14 protein-coding genes are annotated in these 15,415 nt (G+C 72.4%); 6 read left to right on the plus strand and 8 right to left on the minus strand.

Annotation, left to right across the window (positions count from 1 at the left end; translation table 11 throughout):
• Positions 1–57: 57 nt before the first annotated feature.
• From Sri02f_RS34175 to Sri02f_RS34195, 5 genes are all read left to right on the plus strand, one after another.
• Positions 58–1,605, plus strand: coding sequence for an MFS transporter (locus Sri02f_RS34175; RefSeq protein ID WP_174855765.1), 1,548 nt, complete (start codon positions 58–60; stop codon positions 1,603–1,605).
• Between the two features lie 343 nt (positions 1,606–1,948).
• On the plus strand, positions 1,949–2,710 hold the full coding sequence (locus Sri02f_RS34180) for a DeoR/GlpR family DNA-binding transcription regulator (RefSeq protein ID WP_109005219.1): 762 nt from the start codon (positions 1,949–1,951) through the stop codon (positions 2,708–2,710).
• A 26-nt stretch (positions 2,711–2,736) separates the two neighbouring features.
• The gene (pfkB, locus tag Sri02f_RS34185) at positions 2,737–3,684 is read left to right on the plus strand and encodes a 1-phosphofructokinase (protein ID WP_109005308.1); all 948 of its coding nucleotides are present in this window, start codon (positions 2,737–2,739) and stop codon (positions 3,682–3,684) included.
• A 322-nt stretch (positions 3,685–4,006) separates the two neighbouring features.
• Positions 4,007–6,172, plus strand: a complete 2,166-nt coding sequence (locus Sri02f_RS34190) for a PTS fructose transporter subunit IIABC (RefSeq protein ID WP_109005220.1) — start codon at positions 4,007–4,009, stop codon at positions 6,170–6,172.
• Positions 6,173–6,639: 467 nt separating this feature from the next.
• Positions 6,640–6,933 carry a hypothetical protein gene (locus Sri02f_RS34195; RefSeq protein WP_109005221.1) on the plus strand — a complete coding sequence of 98 codons (294 nt, stop codon included), beginning with the start codon at positions 6,640–6,642 and terminating at the stop codon, positions 6,931–6,933.
• A 114-nt stretch (positions 6,934–7,047) separates the two neighbouring features.
• Here Sri02f_RS34195 and Sri02f_RS34200 read toward each other — a convergent pair whose 3' ends face one another.
• The 4 genes from Sri02f_RS34200 to Sri02f_RS34215 form a co-directional block, all read right to left on the minus strand.
• On the minus strand, positions 7,048–7,794 hold the full coding sequence (locus Sri02f_RS34200; protein WP_109005222.1) for a DUF6227 family protein: 747 nt from the start codon (positions 7,792–7,794) through the stop codon (positions 7,048–7,050).
• Between the two features lie 271 nt (positions 7,795–8,065).
• A complete protein-coding gene (locus tag Sri02f_RS34205; protein ID WP_109005223.1) occupies positions 8,066–9,295 on the minus strand; it encodes a L,D-transpeptidase in 1,230 nt (409 codons plus the stop codon).
• A 328-nt stretch (positions 9,296–9,623) separates the two neighbouring features.
• Entirely contained in the window at positions 9,624–10,652 is a 1,029-nt protein-coding gene (locus Sri02f_RS34210; RefSeq protein ID WP_109005224.1) for a P1 family peptidase, read from the minus strand.
• 53 nt (positions 10,653–10,705) lie between these two features.
• Positions 10,706–12,148 carry a low temperature requirement protein A gene (locus Sri02f_RS34215; RefSeq protein ID WP_109005225.1) on the minus strand — a complete coding sequence of 481 codons (1,443 nt, stop codon included), beginning with the start codon at positions 12,146–12,148 and terminating at the stop codon, positions 10,706–10,708.
• Positions 12,149–12,384: 236 nt separating this feature from the next.
• Between Sri02f_RS34215 and Sri02f_RS34220 the strand changes: the two genes are divergently transcribed.
• Entirely contained in the window at positions 12,385–12,567 is a 183-nt protein-coding gene (locus Sri02f_RS34220) for a hypothetical protein (RefSeq protein WP_109005226.1), read from the plus strand.
• A 52-nt stretch (positions 12,568–12,619) separates the two neighbouring features.
• Here the strand turns inward: Sri02f_RS34220 and mscL are convergent, their stop codons facing one another.
• The 4 genes from mscL to Sri02f_RS34240 form a co-directional block, all read right to left on the minus strand.
• Positions 12,620–13,084 (minus strand): large conductance mechanosensitive channel protein MscL, encoded by a 465-nt coding sequence (gene mscL / locus Sri02f_RS34225; protein ID WP_109005227.1) that lies wholly within the window; start codon positions 13,082–13,084, stop codon positions 12,620–12,622.
• A gap of 108 nt (positions 13,085–13,192) precedes the next feature.
• A complete protein-coding gene (locus Sri02f_RS34230; protein ID WP_245970929.1) occupies positions 13,193–13,837 on the minus strand; it encodes an RcpC/CpaB family pilus assembly protein in 645 nt (214 codons plus the stop codon).
• A 221-nt stretch (positions 13,838–14,058) separates the two neighbouring features.
• Entirely contained in the window at positions 14,059–14,904 is an 846-nt protein-coding gene (locus Sri02f_RS34235; RefSeq protein WP_109005229.1) for an S-methyl-5'-thioadenosine phosphorylase, read from the minus strand.
• A 159-nt stretch (positions 14,905–15,063) separates the two neighbouring features.
• Positions 15,064–15,393, minus strand: a complete 330-nt coding sequence (locus Sri02f_RS34240) for an FmdB family zinc ribbon protein (RefSeq protein ID WP_109005230.1) — start codon at positions 15,391–15,393, stop codon at positions 15,064–15,066.
• Positions 15,394–15,415 lie beyond the last annotated feature (22 nt).

Genomic DNA, 15,415 nt, shown 5'->3' on the forward strand with positions numbered 1-15,415 from the left:
CGAGGATGCCGTACGAGTAGGACACGATCTGACCTACTGCGGTCCTACTGTCACACCATGACCTCCACGGAGACCTCAACCGAGACACCGCCCGCCTTCGAGACGTCCCCTGAGCCGCCCCCGGGCGACCGGCGTCGCTGGTTCGCGCTCGCCATCGTGATGACCGCGGCCTTCATGGACCTCGTCGACGTCACGATCGTCAACATCGCGATCCCCTCCATACGGCAGGACGCGGGCGCCTCCTGGAGTCAGATCCAGTGGATCACCGCTGGTTACGCGCTCGCCTTCGCCGCCGGACTCATCACCGGCGGCCGGCTCGGCGACATCCACGGGCGCAAGCGGCTGTTCCTGCTCGGGATCGGCGGCTTCACCCTCGCCTCCGCGCTGTGCGGCTTCGCCGCCAACCCCGAGATGCTGGTCGCCTCGCGGATTCTGCAGGGCGGCATGGCGGCGATGATGGTCCCGCAGGTGCTGTCGATCGTGCACGCCACCTTCCCGGCGCACGAACGGGGCAAGGTGTTCGGGCTGTTCGGCGCGATCGTGGGGCTGGGCGCCGTCTCGGGCCCGCTGCTCGGCGCGCTGCTGACGGAGTGGAACCTGTTCGGGCTGGAGTGGCGGCCGATCTTCCTGATCAACCTGCCCGTCGGTATCGCGGGACTGATCCTCGGCAGCCGTTTCATCACCGAGTCGAAGGCGCCGAAGGCACTGAAGCTGGACGTCGTCGGCGTCGTCCTGGTCACCCTCGGTCTGCTCATGCTGCTCTACCCGCTCACCCGCGGTCGCGAGCTGGGCTGGCCGGTGTGGGGGTATGCGTCGATGGTCGGCGCGCTCGGCGTCTTCGGAGCGCTGGTCGCGTACGAGCGGCGCAAGGGCGCGCGGGACGGCTCGCCGCTGGTCGAGCTCTCCCTCTTCCGGGTGCGCAGCTTCGCGGCGGGGGTCGCCGTGCAGACCGTCTTCGGGATCGCTCTCGGCGTGTTCTTCCTGGTCTGGACGCTGTACATGCAGACGGGCCTGGGCTGGAGCCCGATGAAGGCAGGTCTGACCGGTGTGCCCTTCTCGGTCGCCGTCTCGACGGCCGCGGGGATGTCCGTGCAGAAGCTGGTCCCGCGCTTCGGGCGCAAGGTGCTTCAGGCGGGCGCCCTGACCATGGCCGTCGGCGTGCTCCTCTACATCTGGGAGTCCGAGCGCTACGGGCTGGGCATCGCTCCCTGGCAGATGGCGCTGCCGCTGGTCGTCATGGGCGCCGGCATGGGGCTGATCTTCGCCCCGCTGACCGACGCGGTGCTGTCGGAGGTGCCGCGCGAGCACGCCGGGTCGGCGTCCGGGCTCATCAACACCGTTCAGCAGATGGGCAACGCGCTCGGTCTGGGACTCGTCGCGGTCGTCTTCTTCGGTCGGATCGGCGACCGGCTGACCGCGTCCGAGGTGGGCCCGGCCTTCGTGAACGCCTTCCAGTACGCCCTGGGCTGGGTGGCCCTGGTGATGTTCGCGATCTTCCTGGTGATGTTCGCCCTGCCGAAGCGGTCCGCGCAGCACGTGGAGGGTGGCGCGGAGGCCCCGGAGGACGCCCCCGCCGAGGAACGCGAACGCGAGTTCGCCGTCTGAGCTCCTGAGCTCCTCAGGTCCTGACCTCCTGACCTCCTGACCTACTGACCTACTGACCTCCTGACCTACTGACCTCTTGGCCTCTTGGCCTCTTGAGGTCCGGAGCTTGCGGGCGGGAGTCCCGGAGCTCCGAGTCCCGTCGAGGGTCCGTCACCGCAACGGTGGCGGGCCCTTTGCGCTTCTCCGCGGTGCATGTCTTCCACCGGCGCGCGGACCCGCACCGAAGTCCGTTCATGCCCGAATCGAGCCCGAACCTGTTTACTTTCCGGAAATCCGGGCGTAGCCTCCGTGGCGAAACCACAAGTTCGGGCATAAACCTGACATCGGCCGGAAGGGAACGGACATGTACGCACCGGAGCGGCAGCAGGAGATCCTGCGGCTCGCCCGTGACGGCGGACGGGTGGACGTCCTGTCGCTGGCCGAGGAGTTCCAGGTCACGGCGGAGACGATCCGCCGCGATCTGAAGGCCCTCGACCGGGCCGGCCTGGTGCGCCGCGTGCATGGCGGGGCCATTCCGGCCGGTCGCCTCGACTTCGAACCGGACCTCGCCGAACGCGAGGGCACCTCGGCCGACGAGAAGGACCGCATCGCCAAGGCGGCCCTGACGGAACTGCCCTCCGAGGGCACGATGATCCTGGACGCCGGCACGACGGTCGCGCGACTGGCCGCCGCCCTCCCGCTGGAGGCCGAGCTCACCGTCGTCACCCACAGCCTGCCCATCGCGGCCCGCCTCGCGGATCACCCGGGCATGCAGCTCCATCTCATTGGAGGGCGCGTGCGTCACCGTACGCGCGCCGCCGTGGACGCCTGGGCGCTGCGCGCGTACGGCGAGATCCGGGCCGACGTCCTGTTCCTCGCCGCCAACGGCTTCTCCGCCGAGCACGGGCTGACCACTCCCGACCTCGCCGAGGCAGCGGTCAAGCGGGCGGCCGTCGCCGCGGCCCGCCGGGTCGTCCTGCTCGCCGACTCCGCCAAGTACGGCCAGGAGCACTTCGCCCGTTTCGCCGACCTGAGCGACGTGGATCTGCTGATCACCGACAGCGCATTGAGCCCCGACGACGCGGCCGCGATCGAGCGCGGCGGCACGGAAGTGGTACGAGCATGAGCGGCACCGGCCCGAGCACCGGGGGCGTGATCCTCACCGTCACCCCCAACCCCTCCCTGGACCGCACCTACGAGGTCCCCTCCCTGGACCGCGGCGAGGTCATCCGCGCCACCGGCGAACGGATGGACCCGGGAGGCAAGGGCGTGAACGTCTCGCGCGCCGCGGCCGCCGCCGGGCGGCGCACGGTCGCCGTCCTGCCCCTGGGCGGTGCGCCGGGCGCACTCGTCGCCGATCTGCTGGCCGCGCAGGGCATCGAGGTAGCGCCGGTCCCGGTCGCCGGAGCCACCCGCTCGAACATCGCGCTCGCGGAGTCCGACGGTGTCCTGACGAAGATCAACGCGCCTGGTCCCGAGCTGTCCGCCGAGGAGCAGGAACTCCTGCTGGAGACGGTGCGCGAGCAGTCGCGCGGCGCCGACTGGATCGCCTGCTGCGGCAGCCTGCCCCGCGGGCTCGCGCCGTCCTGGTACGCCGAGGTGGTCGCCCGGGCGCACGCGGGGGGCGCGCGGATCGCCCTGGACACGTCCGGGCGGGCGCTCCTCGAAGCCCTGCGCGAGCGGCCCGACGTGGTGAAGCCGAACGCCGAAGAGCTCGCGGAGGCCGTCGGACGCCCCCTCGCCACCGTGGGCGACGCGGTGAAGGCGGCCGAGGAACTGCGGGGAATGGGCGCCCGCGCGGTGCTCGCGAGTCTGGGCGCCGACGGTCAGCTGCTGGTCGAGGACACGGGCACCTGGTTCGGGAGCGCGCGGGTCGACGCCGTGCGCAGCAACGTGGGCGCGGGCGACTCCTCCCTCGCCGGGTTCCTCATCGCCGGCGGCAGCGGCCCGGCGGCGCTCGCCTCGGCCGTGGCGCACGGCGCGGCCGCCGTCCAGCTGCCCGGCAGCGTGATGCCCACCCCGGACGACCTGGACCCGGCGGCGGTGACGGTGACGGCCGACGTGCCGGTGGACCGCGCACTCCAGGAGCCGGTGTCATGAGGGCGACCTCCGCACGGCCCGCGCCGCTCGGCGGACCGGCGGCCCGACAGCGGCGAGGCGCTTCGGCGACCGTCGCCCCCTACGGGCAGCAGGGCACCCTGAGCCGCCCTGCCGACCAGGGGAAACGGGACCCGAACCCGCCTGTGACCCCAGGGAGGCGGGGCTTCCCCGGCCCCGCCTCCGCCCCACCCTCCCCACCCTCCCCACCCACCGGGCCTCCTGCCTCCCTCCGACTCCCCGTCCCCACCCGACCCCCCGTCCCCACCCCCACCCCCGCCCACCACCCCACACCCCGGGCGATACGCGTGCGAAGGAGCCCGCGATGAGCGACATGATCACCGCGGACCTGGTCGATCTCGACCTGTCCGCCTCAACGAAGGAAGCGGCGGCGCGATCCCTCGCCGAGCGCATGGCGGCCCTGGGCCGGGTGACCGACCTGGAGGGCTTCCTCGCCGACGTGGCCGCCCGCGAGGCGCAGATGCCCACCGGACTCGACGGCGGCATCGGCATCCCGCACTGCCGGAGCGCCCATGTCACCGAGCCGACGCTCGCCTTCGGGCGCAGCGCCGCCGGCATCGACTTCGGCGCGGCGGACGGCCCGGCCGACCTGGTCTTCCTCATCGCCGCCCCCGCCGGAGCGGACGACGCCCATCTGACGATCCTGTCGTCGCTGGCCCGTCAGTTGATGAACGCCGACTTCACCGACGCGCTCCGGTCGGCCGGCGACCCGGCCACGGCGGCCGCACTGATCCGCGGCGACGAGCCCCCCGCCCCGGAGAGCCCCGCCCCCGAGAGCCCCGCTTCCGAGACCCCGTCCACCGGGGCCGAGGGCGATTCCGCAAGCCCCGGTCCTGCCGGAGCCGGTTCCGCAGGCTCCGGTTCCGCGGGCTCAGACTCCGAAGACTCCGTGTCGGCGTCGGCGGCGGCCTCCGCCGACGCCGACACGGCCCCCGCCTCCGCTCCCGAGACCGCGCGCCCCTTCCGGATCGTGGCCGTCACCTCCTGTCCGACCGGCATCGCGCACACCTACATGGCGGCCGAGTCCCTGGAGAAGGCGGGCCGCGAGGCGGGCGTCGAACTGGTCGTCGAGACGCAGGGGTCGGCCGGCTTCACCCGGCTCGACCCGGCCGTCGTCGCCGCCGCGGACGGCGTGATCTTCGCCCACGACGTCCCCGTCCGCGACAAGGACCGCTTCGCCGGCAAGCCCACCGTGGACGTCGGCGTGAAGGCGGGCATCAACCGGCCCGCCGAGCTGATCGGCGAGGTGCGCGGGAAGGCGGAGCGCGGCGAGGTGACCTCGGGCTCCCCCTCGGGCGCGGGCACGCCGGTCGAGCGCGCCGGCGAGTCCGGCGAGGGCTACGGCACCAAGCTGCGCAAGTGGCTGATGTCCGGCGTGAGTTACATGGTCCCGTTCGTCGCGGCGGGCGGTCTGCTGATCGCCCTCGGCTTCGCGATCGGCGGATACGAGATCAAGTCCGCGCCCTCGGTCATGGACCACTTCGTGTGGACCCAGACGGACAGCTGGGCCGCCCTGCTGTTCCAGATCGGCGCCGTGGCGTTCGGCTTCCTCGTCCCGGTCCTCGCGGGGTACATCGCCTACGGCATGGCGGACCGGCCGGGCCTGGTCCCCGGCTTCGTGGGCGGCATGATCGCGTCCACCATCAACGCGGGCTTCCTCGGCGGTCTGGTCGCCGGTCTGCTCGCCGGTGGCGTGGTGATGGCCATCCAGAAGGTGCGGATCCCTGCGCCGGTGCGCGGCATCATGCCGGTGGTGGTGATCCCGCTGATCTCCTCGGCGATCGTCGGCTTCCTGATGTTCGTGGTGGTCGGCAAGCCCATCGCCTCCGCCCAGAAGGGCATGACCGACTGGCTGAACGGCCTCTCCGGGTCCAACGCCGTCCTGCTCGGCGCCCTGCTCGGCCTGATGATGTGCTTCGACCTCGGCGGCCCCGTCAACAAGGTCGCGTACACCTTCGCCACGGCCGGCATCGCGGTCTCCAACCCGGGCGACTCCGCCATGAAGATCATGGCCGCGGTCATGGCGGCCGGCATGGTCCCGCCGCTCGCGATGGCGCTGGCCACCACGGTCCGCGGCAAGCTCTTCACGCCGACCGAGCGTGAGAACGGCAAGGCCGCCTGGGTGCTGGGCGCGTCCTTCATCTCCGAGGGTGCGATCCCGTTCGCCGCGGCCGACCCGCTGCGCGTGATCCCCGCCTCGATGGCGGGCGGCGCGGTCACCGGCGCGCTGTCGATGACCTTCGGCGCCACGCTGCGCGCCCCGCACGGCGGCATCTTCGTGGTCCCGCTGATCGGAAACCCGTTCCTGTACCTGGTCGCCGTCGCGGCGGGCGTGTGCGTGACGACGGCCCTGGTCGTCGTCCTCAAGGGCATGCGCAAGCCCGCCCCCGGCACCGTGCGGCCCGGGTCGGCGGAAGGCGCGACCGGGACCACGAGCGCGCAGGAGACGAAGCAGCCGGTCGCCGCCTAGCCACCCCGCCGACCGTTCGCCTCGCCACCACCCCCCTCGTCCACCACCCGCTCGTCCACCACCCACCTCGCCGCCCGGTCGCCTCGCCGCCCGGTCGCCTCGCCGCCCGGTCGCCTCGCCGCCCACCCACCTCGCCGCCCGGTCGCCTGGCCGCCCGGTCGCCTCGCGCCTGGGCGGCTGAGCGGCCGGGCGGCTTGCCCGCGTGCTCGCCTGCCTGCCCGTCTGCTTGCCCGTCAGTGCCGTCTTCCTGGCCGTGCCGACTGCCCGCCCGCCGATGCCGCTTGCCCGCCTGTACCGGCCTCCGGCCCCCCCCCACCCGCCTGAGCCGGCTGCCCGGCTGTGCCGCCGGGGCCGGCCGGGTCGGCTGTGCAGCGCGGCTCGTTGGGCATATCGGCCGATCTGCGTGGCCTGCGAGATACATCACGGTCCGGGGTCAAAGTCCCGGACTGTGGTGTGTACTGGGCGGTATGCCCGTGCATCTCACGCCCGCCCAGCTGACGGCTCTGACCGTTCTCGCCGTGGCGTCCGTCGCCTGGCTGCTCGTCCTGACCCGGGTCCTGCGCCGTATGCGCGCCCGCGCCGAGGCTCACGCGGCGCTCCACGCGTTTCCCGTCCGCCCCGCGATGCCGACGCTCCCCGCGCTTCCCGCGCTCCCGCGCCAGCAGCAGGCGGCCGGTCCCCGCCGGGAGACCGTCGAGCTGACCACGGCGGAGGAGGACGCTTTCGCGGGCCTGGTGCGCCGACTCGGCGACGGCCGCTGATCCCGGCGGCTGACCCCGGCGCCGAGGCCGCCCACCCGGTGCCGGTCCAGGCCGCCTACCCCGGTGCCGGTCCAGGCCGCCGACCCCGGCCGCCGATCGGGCGGCGCACGCGGCTCAGGAGACCTGTGCCGCCCGGCGCTCCATCGCGTCCCGGGCCGCGGCCTCGGACGCGTACACCTCGCACATGTGCCGCCCGTCGGGCGTCGCCGTGTGCTCGACCTCCCACAGGGACACCTCCCGGCCGTCGCGCAGCAGGAACGCGTGCTCGTAGAGCGAGTAGCCCAGGCCGATCCGGCCCGCACGGCAGGGACGTCCGAAGGCCTGCGTGATCTGGTGCGCGAACGCGGACCTCAGCAGCGCCGTCGTGTCCGCGTCCGGCCGGTCGGGGTTCTCCGCGCGGCGCAGCAGCCGGCGCGCGTGGTCCGCCGAGTCGTCCGGCACGTACACATGGCGGGGCGCCGGGACCGGCGAGAGCTGCACCAGCACGGGCAGTTCGAAGTCCGGCGCCTCGGACGGCAGCGGCAGCCGGGCCGTAGCGGCGCGCAGCTCCTCCTCGTCCACGTACACCTCGTGCTGGGGCTCGCTGCCCGGCGCGGTGTTGTGCACCAGCTCCCACAGCGTGAGCGCGCAGCCGTCGGCCAGCAGCCAGGTGTGTCGGTAGGTCTCCCGGTGCAGGCCCGCGCTGTGGTGCGCGGAGTGCAGGGAGCTGTCGTGGGCCAGCGCGCAGTCGAGCCGCCGCAGGGCCTCGTCGGGCAGCTCGAACGAGTTCAGGGCGCGACCGAGCAGTCGCGCGAGGTGCTCCTCCGGAGACTCGGGCGACTCGGCTGGTTCGTACGCTGTCGTCTCGTACGGAACGCTCAAGGTTTCTCCCGGCGTTGCTGCATGTCACCTTGTGGGTGCATACCGTAGCCCCTCGGTCGGACATCGTGTCCACGAACCGAGAAAACGTACGTCGGAGAAAACGCCGGGGCCGCGCGGATGGTTCCCGCACGGCCCGACATGCGCTCAGAAACCGCCGGTCAGACGGCACTTCCCGCGCTCACGGCGCTCCTGGTGCGCCCGATGCGCGGGGCGCTCCCGTTGCGTGCGCGGCTCCCGTTGCCCGTGGTGAACGGGGTGCTCGCGGCGGCGGTCACGCGCCGCCTCCGGCGGTCCACTCCGCCCACGACATGTTCCAGCCGTTGAGTCCGTTGTCCGGGGCCACCGTCTTGTCGGGGGAGTTCTTGACGATCACCACGTCGCCGATCAGCGAGTTGTCGTAGAACCACTTGGCAGGCGTGTCGCCCTGCGCGCCCTGGACGTCGGCGAGTCCCACGCAGCCGTGGCTGGTGCCGGTGCGGCCGAAGGGCGGGTTGCCCTTGTTGTACCAGTAGTTGCCGTGGAGGAAGGTGCCGGACGTGGTCAGGCGCATCGCGTGCGGCACGTCCGGGATGTCGTACTCGGCGCCCAGGTTGACCGTCCGGCTGTTCATGCGCGTCTGTGTGAACTTCTCGGAGATCACCATCTGGCCGTTGTAGGTGGTGTGCTCGGGGTCGCCCGTGGAGATCGGGGTGGTCTTCAGGGTCTGCCCGTCCCGCACCACCGTCATGGTCTGCGTGTTCGCGTCGACCGTGGAGACCTGCGAGCGCCCGATGGTGAAGTCGACCGTCTTCCTCTGCACCCCGTAGACGCCGTTCGCGCCCTCGACCCCGTCCAGGTCGATCTTCATCGTGACCTTGGAGCCGGCCTTCCAGTACTCCTGGGGCCGGAAGTCGAGCCGCTGCGCGCCGAACCAGTGGCCGACCACCTGCTGGCCGCTGCTGGAGGTGACGGTGATGTGCGACTGCACGGCCTTCTTGTCGGCGATGGTCTTGTCGAAGGTGAACGACACCGGCATGCCGACGCCGACCGTCGTGCCGTTGTCCGGCGTGTACGTGCCGATGAAGCTGTTCGACGAGGAGACCGTCGTGAAGATCGCGTTGGCGGCCGCGGTCTTGCCGTCCGCGTCCTTCGCGGTCGCCGATATCTGGTACTTGGTGCCGCGCTCCAGCTGCTCCTTCGGCTTCCAGCTGCTGCCGTCGGCCGACAGGGCGCCCTCGACGGCCTGCCCCGACCCGGACACCGTCATCTTCACCTCGGCGAGCCTGCCGTCGCTCACCTTCACACCGGTCTGGTTGATCGACGCGCCCGTCGAGCCGTCCTTCGCCGAGATGACGATCTTGGCGGTGGACGTCTTCACGCCGCTCCCGTCGCTCTTGCCGCCCTTGGCGTCGCCGCCCTCGGCGTTGGCACTGCCCCCGCAGGCGGTCAGGGTCAGGGCGCCGACCACCAGGACGGCACATGCTCCTACCGCGCGCCGCACTGTCTTGTCCGCCGTCGTCACGGGCTGCTCCGGTTTCGTGTGAGGTGAGTGATCCGCTCCAGTACGTGGAGGAGGAGGGCCACGGCGACCGCCGGGGTTCCCCCGCGGGCGCCGTTGGCACGACCACGTGACAGAACCGGGACAATGACCCGCCCGGCCCGGCCCCGAGCCACCCGATCACCCGCCCACCTGCGCCTACCGCCGGATCGGCGACGCACCCGACGCCCTCCCCGCCGACGCCGTCCGTGCCGGGGATCCGCTCCCCGCCGACGTCCGTCTCGGACGGGCCCCTTCCCCGCGGACGTCGGCCTCCGTCAGGCCCGTTTCCCGCTGACGTCCGTCCCCATAGTCAGCCGGTGCCGTACAGCTCCTCGTACGACGGCCAGGCGCCGCCCGCGCCGTTCACGGGGTCGGCGGCGCGCACGGCTCGGACGATCGCGCGGGTCACCATGTCCGCGCCCGCCGCCAGGACGTCGTTCAGGGCGAGCGGGTTGCCGTGGGCGAGTTCCCGCGCGCCCGTCGCCAGCGAGAAGACGGTGTCTCCGTCGTTCAGCATGTGCACCGGACGCACGGCGCGTGCGATCCCGTCATGCGCCGTGCCCGCCAGCTTCTGCGCCTGGGCCTTGGACAGGCCCGCGTCGGTGGCGACCACCGCGAGAGTGGTGTTCAGCGGCGGGGGCGCGTTCCTCGCCGCGCTCTCGGCGAGCCGCCGACGCGCGGACTCGTGCACCTGGGGATCCGGATACGTCACGCGCCCCTGGAACAACTCCCCGTACAATGCCCCCGTCTCCGGGTCCAGCACCGATCCCACGGCGTTCGCCACCACCAGCGCGGCCACGGTGATCCCCGAGCCGAGGACGACGGACGCGGTGCCCACACCGCCCTTCAGCGGCCCGACCACCGCGCCCGTCCCGGCACCGACGCACCCCTGCGGCACCCGCGCCCCGGGCTCGCTCGCCGCGGCCGCCGCAACGGCCGCCAGACCGGTGGCCGCGTCCGGACGGGCCCGGAAGTCGCCGCCGCGGCCCAGATCGAAGACGCAGGCGGCCGGCACCACCGGCACGACGTGCGCCGGGGCCGGGCCGACGCGGACCCCGCGTCCTCGTTCCTCCAGCCAGGCCATCACCCCGGACGCGGCGTCGAGTCCGTACGCGCTGCCGCCCGTCAGCACGATCGCCTCGACCTTCTGCACCAGGTTGCGCGGATCGAGGGCGTCGGTCTCCTTGGTGCCGGGACCGCCGCCGCGCACGTCCACCGCGGCCACGGCGCCCCCCTCGGGCGCGAGGACGACCGTGGCGCCGGTGAGCCACCCGTCGCCGGTCCGCGTCGCGTGGCCCACCCGCACTCCGGCTACGTCCGTCAGAGCGTCAACTGTCATGGCAGCCAGTCTCACCCGGCTCGCACCGCAAACGTGGGCGGAGTCCGGTCGCGTCACACGGCGGAAGGCGAACCCTGCGCCGAGCCTTCTCCGGAGTCCGTCGATTTCTGCGGATTCATCGGATTCGGCGGATTCGGCGGATTCGGCGGCTTCCGTGAGCCCGAGCGGTTTCCCGGGTCCGCGTGGTTTCCCGAGTCCCGTGAGCCCCGCGAATCGGCACGTGAGTCGTCCCGTGAGTCGTCCCGTGAGTCGTCCCGTGAATCGTGCTGTGAGTCCCGCGCGAGCATGCGGGCCGTCAGGGTCGAACCGGTGGCCACCGCCAGCGCCGACACCAGACCGGCCGCGAGGACCGCCCGGTCGCCCAGGAAGGTGCAGCAGATCACCAGCAGCGCGGTGACGGGCAGCACCGACTGCTGCGCCAGGCCCACCTTGAAGTGGCGTGAGTGCAGCACCCAGACGGTCAGCAGATACAGCGCCGTCGGCAGGGTGACGGCGGCCGACGCGGCGAGCGTCGAGAGGTGGGCCTCCCCGACGGCCTGCTCGACCGCCACCTCCAGGCCCGCTCCGATCGCCGCGGCCGAGGCGAAGACGGCGTAGTGCCCGTAGCCCCACAGGAAGGCCTGCCTGCTGGAGCGCAGGTGACCGTGGATGGGGACCACGAAGTAGATCCACCAGGCGGCGAAGACGATCAACAGGCCGCCGACCGCGATCGGCAGCAGCTCGCCCAGCGCGTCGTTCTCGTCGATGCCGGTCTTCACCGCGACCGTGGCCGCCGCGATCGTCTCGCCGAGCACGATGATCGTGAACAGCCCGTAGCGCTCCGCGATGTGGTGCGGGTGCCAGGAGGTCGGGTGGTCCCGCTCGGCGTACAGCGGCACGCACATCTCCAGCGGCGCCATCACGAGGAACAGCCAGGCCCGGCCGCCCTCGGGCAGGATCACCAGCCCCAGCCAGCCCACCTGGCAGAGCAGCATGCCGCCTGCGTAGCGCAGCGCCGTCCTGCGCTCCCGGCCCTCGGTCGAGAAGGCCACGCGCAGCCACTGCGAGGACATGGCCACCCGCATGATGACGTAGCCCAGCCAGAGGGCCAGGAACTCGTGCTCCTCGAAGGCCCGGGACACCCCGGCGGCGAGCACCAGGACTCCCGCGATCTGGACCAGCGTGACGACCCGGTAGAGGGCGTCGTCGTTGTCGTACGCCGAGGCGAACCAGGTGAAGTTCATCCAGGCCCACCAGATGGCGAAGAAGACCATCGCGTAGTTCAGGATTCCCTCGCCCGCGTGGGACTCCGCCACCGCGTGCACCAGTTGGACGCCCGCCTGGGCGATGGCCACGACGAAGCACAGATCGAAGAAGAGCTCGAGCGGCGAGGCGACCCGGTGAGCCTCGCCCCGCCCGCGGGCGGTCAGCTTGCGCAGCGGGTGTCTGCGAGCGGGGACGGGCGGCGGGGAGGGATCGCCGGAGGGAGGAGCCGGCGGGGGCGTACTGGACGTCATGGGTCCCAGCACAGCAGATATCCGCCGCAAAATCCTGTGCGGAATCCGCAGGCCCGCGCGGCGGCCGGCGGAGTTCGCGCCCCGGTTCGCCGGGTTCGTGAGGGCACCGGTGAGGACTCCGGGTCGGCTCGTGGAGCCGGACGCGGCGCCTACGCCGGGCGGCGCGGTCCTCCCACGGGCGCGGACCCGGAGGCCGGCCCCGGCCAGGCGGGCGGCCCGGGCCGTACCCTGGACGCATGAGCACCCCAGCCGCCCCCGAGCCCCGTGACCCGAAGGCCGCGCTGATCTTCGACGACCCGCTGGACCGCCAGTCGTCGGACGACACCGACCGCGGTTGGGGCGAGCGGCCGGCGGCCGGCGGCGACAGCGCCGCCGACCTGAAGCGCTTCCTCGACGAGAAGCCGCCCCACCACATCTGAACCCGGGTGCGGACTCGGATCCGACTCCGGCGGGCCCGACGGAACCGCGGCTCTACCGCCGGTAGTCGCCCGAGCCCCGCTGGGCGACCAGTTCGTCGCGGATCTCCTTGAGCACCTCCAGCTCGGTCACGTCCATGACCTCCTGCGTGCCCTCCTTCGCCTTCCTGCGCGCCTCCACCACAGCCAGGTACTTCGACATCGGCAGCACCATCAGGAAGTACACGACGGCCGCCGTGATCACGAAGGTGAGGGTCGCACCGAGGACGGAGCCCCACAGGATCTGCACGCCCTTCGCGTTGGCGCCCGTACCGTGGCAGCCCTTGATGCAGGAGCTGTAGCTGTCCAGGTTCTGAGTGCCGATCGTGCCGATGACCGGGTTGATGATCCCCTTCACCACCGAGTTGACGATGTTCGTGAAGGCCGCGCCGATCACCACCGCGACCGCCAGATCGACGACGTTCCCACGCATCAGGAAGGCCTTGAAGCCCTGCAGGACGCTTGCCTTCTTTTCGCTCACCTCGGGGACACTCCTCGCATGTACAGGTTGTGGAACAAACAGCTCCGCAACCTACGGCAAGGCTGGGTGGGCGTGTCCAACGCGGTCGCACGAACGAGCGACTCGACCTCACCACAAGGTCACCGCCAGCCGGGCCGTCGCGCTCGCGCCCGCAAGCCGTGCCGCGGTCGACCGGGGCACCGACAGGACGACCAGGGCGCCGCTCTCGCCGTCGGCGCCGGAGGCCGGGGCCGGGGCGGAGGCCGAGACGTCCAGGGGCTCGGGCACCTTCGTGACGAGCGCCCCGCGCGCGACGACGCGAGCCTCACCGCCCGTGCCGCCGCCCATCCCGCCCGCCGCCTGCCCGACCGCGATGACGTCGACGCGGTCACCGGGGCGCAGCAGCCGGACGGTGGCCGCGTCGGCGATGCGCACCGGAGCCGTCACCTTCTCGGCGGTACGGAGGGCGGGCGCGGGGGCGTGCGCGGATGATCGTGCGCGGGAGGGTGAGCTCCCGTGCGCGTCGCCGTCCGGGTGTCCGCGCGCCGGACCGCCGTCCCGGTGGCCGGCGGCCACGAGCGCGGCGGCGGTGACGGCGAGTCCGATCGCGAGGGCGCGCCTTCGGCTCCGGACCAGGCGGCTGAGCCGATACCGGCCGTGGCCCACGCGTACCGGTTCAAACGCAGGCACCTCGCACGTCGCGGGCGTGTCCGGACCGGGCGGGCACGGCGCGGACGGGAAGGCGAGCGGAGGGGAGGGAGGAAGAGCGGACACGGGACCACCACCTGCGAGGACGGACGGGCTCGGACGGGCTTGCACAGCCACGATGAGCCCTCGCGACGCCGTCCGCCGGAGCCGGTGGACCATCCACCGATTGTGGATAACTCCGCCACCCGAACGAGGAGTTCCACGGATCGCGACGATGAGTGGCGATGAGGGGCGACGAGCGGCGACGAGTTCCGCGGTCCCTTTCGCCCCGCCGCCGCCCCGGACTTCTACGGCAGCTCGAAGCCGGGGTTCAGTCCGCCGAGCGCCGTCGTGCACAGGCAGTCCCGCTCGGAAGTCGCAGGGAGTGCGGCGAGTGTGTCGAACAGCACATCGCGGAGCCGGTCCACGTTGGCCGCGAACACCTGCATCACCTCCTCGTGCGACACGCCCTCACCGCTCTCGGCGCCCGCGTCCAGATCGGTGACCAGGTTCAACGACGTGTAGCAGAGCTGAAGTTCCCGGGCGAGCGCGGCCTCCGGATGGCCCGTCATGCCCACCGTGGACCAGCCCTGCGCCTGGTGCCACAGCGACTCGGCGCGGGTCGAGAACCTCGGTCCCTCGACCACGACGAGCGTCCCGCCGTCCACCGGCTCCCACTGCCGGCCGCGTGCCGCCTTCAGCGCCACCGCGCGTCCGGCGGGGCAGTAGGGGTCGGCCAGCGACACGTGCACCACGTGGGGCACCGTGCCGTCGGGGAGGGGCAGGCCGTCGAAGTACGTTCCGGTCCGCGCCTTCGTGCGGTCGACCAGCTGGTCGGGCACGAGCAGCGTGCCGGGCCCGTACTCGGGGCGCAGACCGCCCACCGCGCACGGGCCGAGGACCTGACGCACGCCGACGGAGCGCAACGCCCACAGGTTGGCGCGGTAGTTGATCCGGTGGGGCGGCAGATGGTGTCCGCGTCCGTGCCGGGGAAGGAAGGCGACCCGCCGGCCGGCGGTCTCGCCGATGAAGAGGGAGTCGCTGGGCGGTCCGTAGGGGGTGTCGACCTGGATCTCGGTCACGTCGTCGAGGAACGAGTAGAGACCGGAGCCGCCGATCACGCCGATCTCTGCGTTCGCTGCCTTGTTCGCCATGTCCGGCACCCTAGGCCAGCCCCGCGCGTCGAGGAACGCCGCGTCCGGCCGCCGGGGAACGCCGAGCGCCTTGATGCCGGGGATGCCGGGACCCGGCGCCGCCGGGAACGCCGAAGACCCCGCCGTCGGACGACGACAGGGTCCTGTGAGCAGGCGTCCTTACGCGGCGGAGCTGCTGCCGGCCGAGGTGCCGCTGCTCGACGACTTCGAGGCCGACGAGGAGTCCGACGAAGAAGACGACGACGCGGTCGAGCTCGGCTTCGCGTCGGTGGTCGACGGCTTCGACGACGCCGGCGAGGTGCTCGACGAGGAGCCGCGGCTGTCGTTGCGGTAGAAGCCGGAGCCCTTGAAGACGATGCCGACCGCGGAGAACACCTTCTTGAGGCGGCCACCGCAGTTCGGGCACTCGGTCAGAGCGTCGTCGGTGAACTTCTGCACCGCCTCGAGGCCCTCGCCGCACTCGGTGCACTGGTACTGGTAGGTCGGCACTGTCTTCCTCCTGGCACTCTCA

This window comes from Streptomyces rishiriensis, from assembly GCF_003112535.1.
Lineage (GTDB): Bacteria > Actinomycetota > Actinomycetes > Streptomycetales > Streptomycetaceae > Streptomyces > Streptomyces rishiriensis.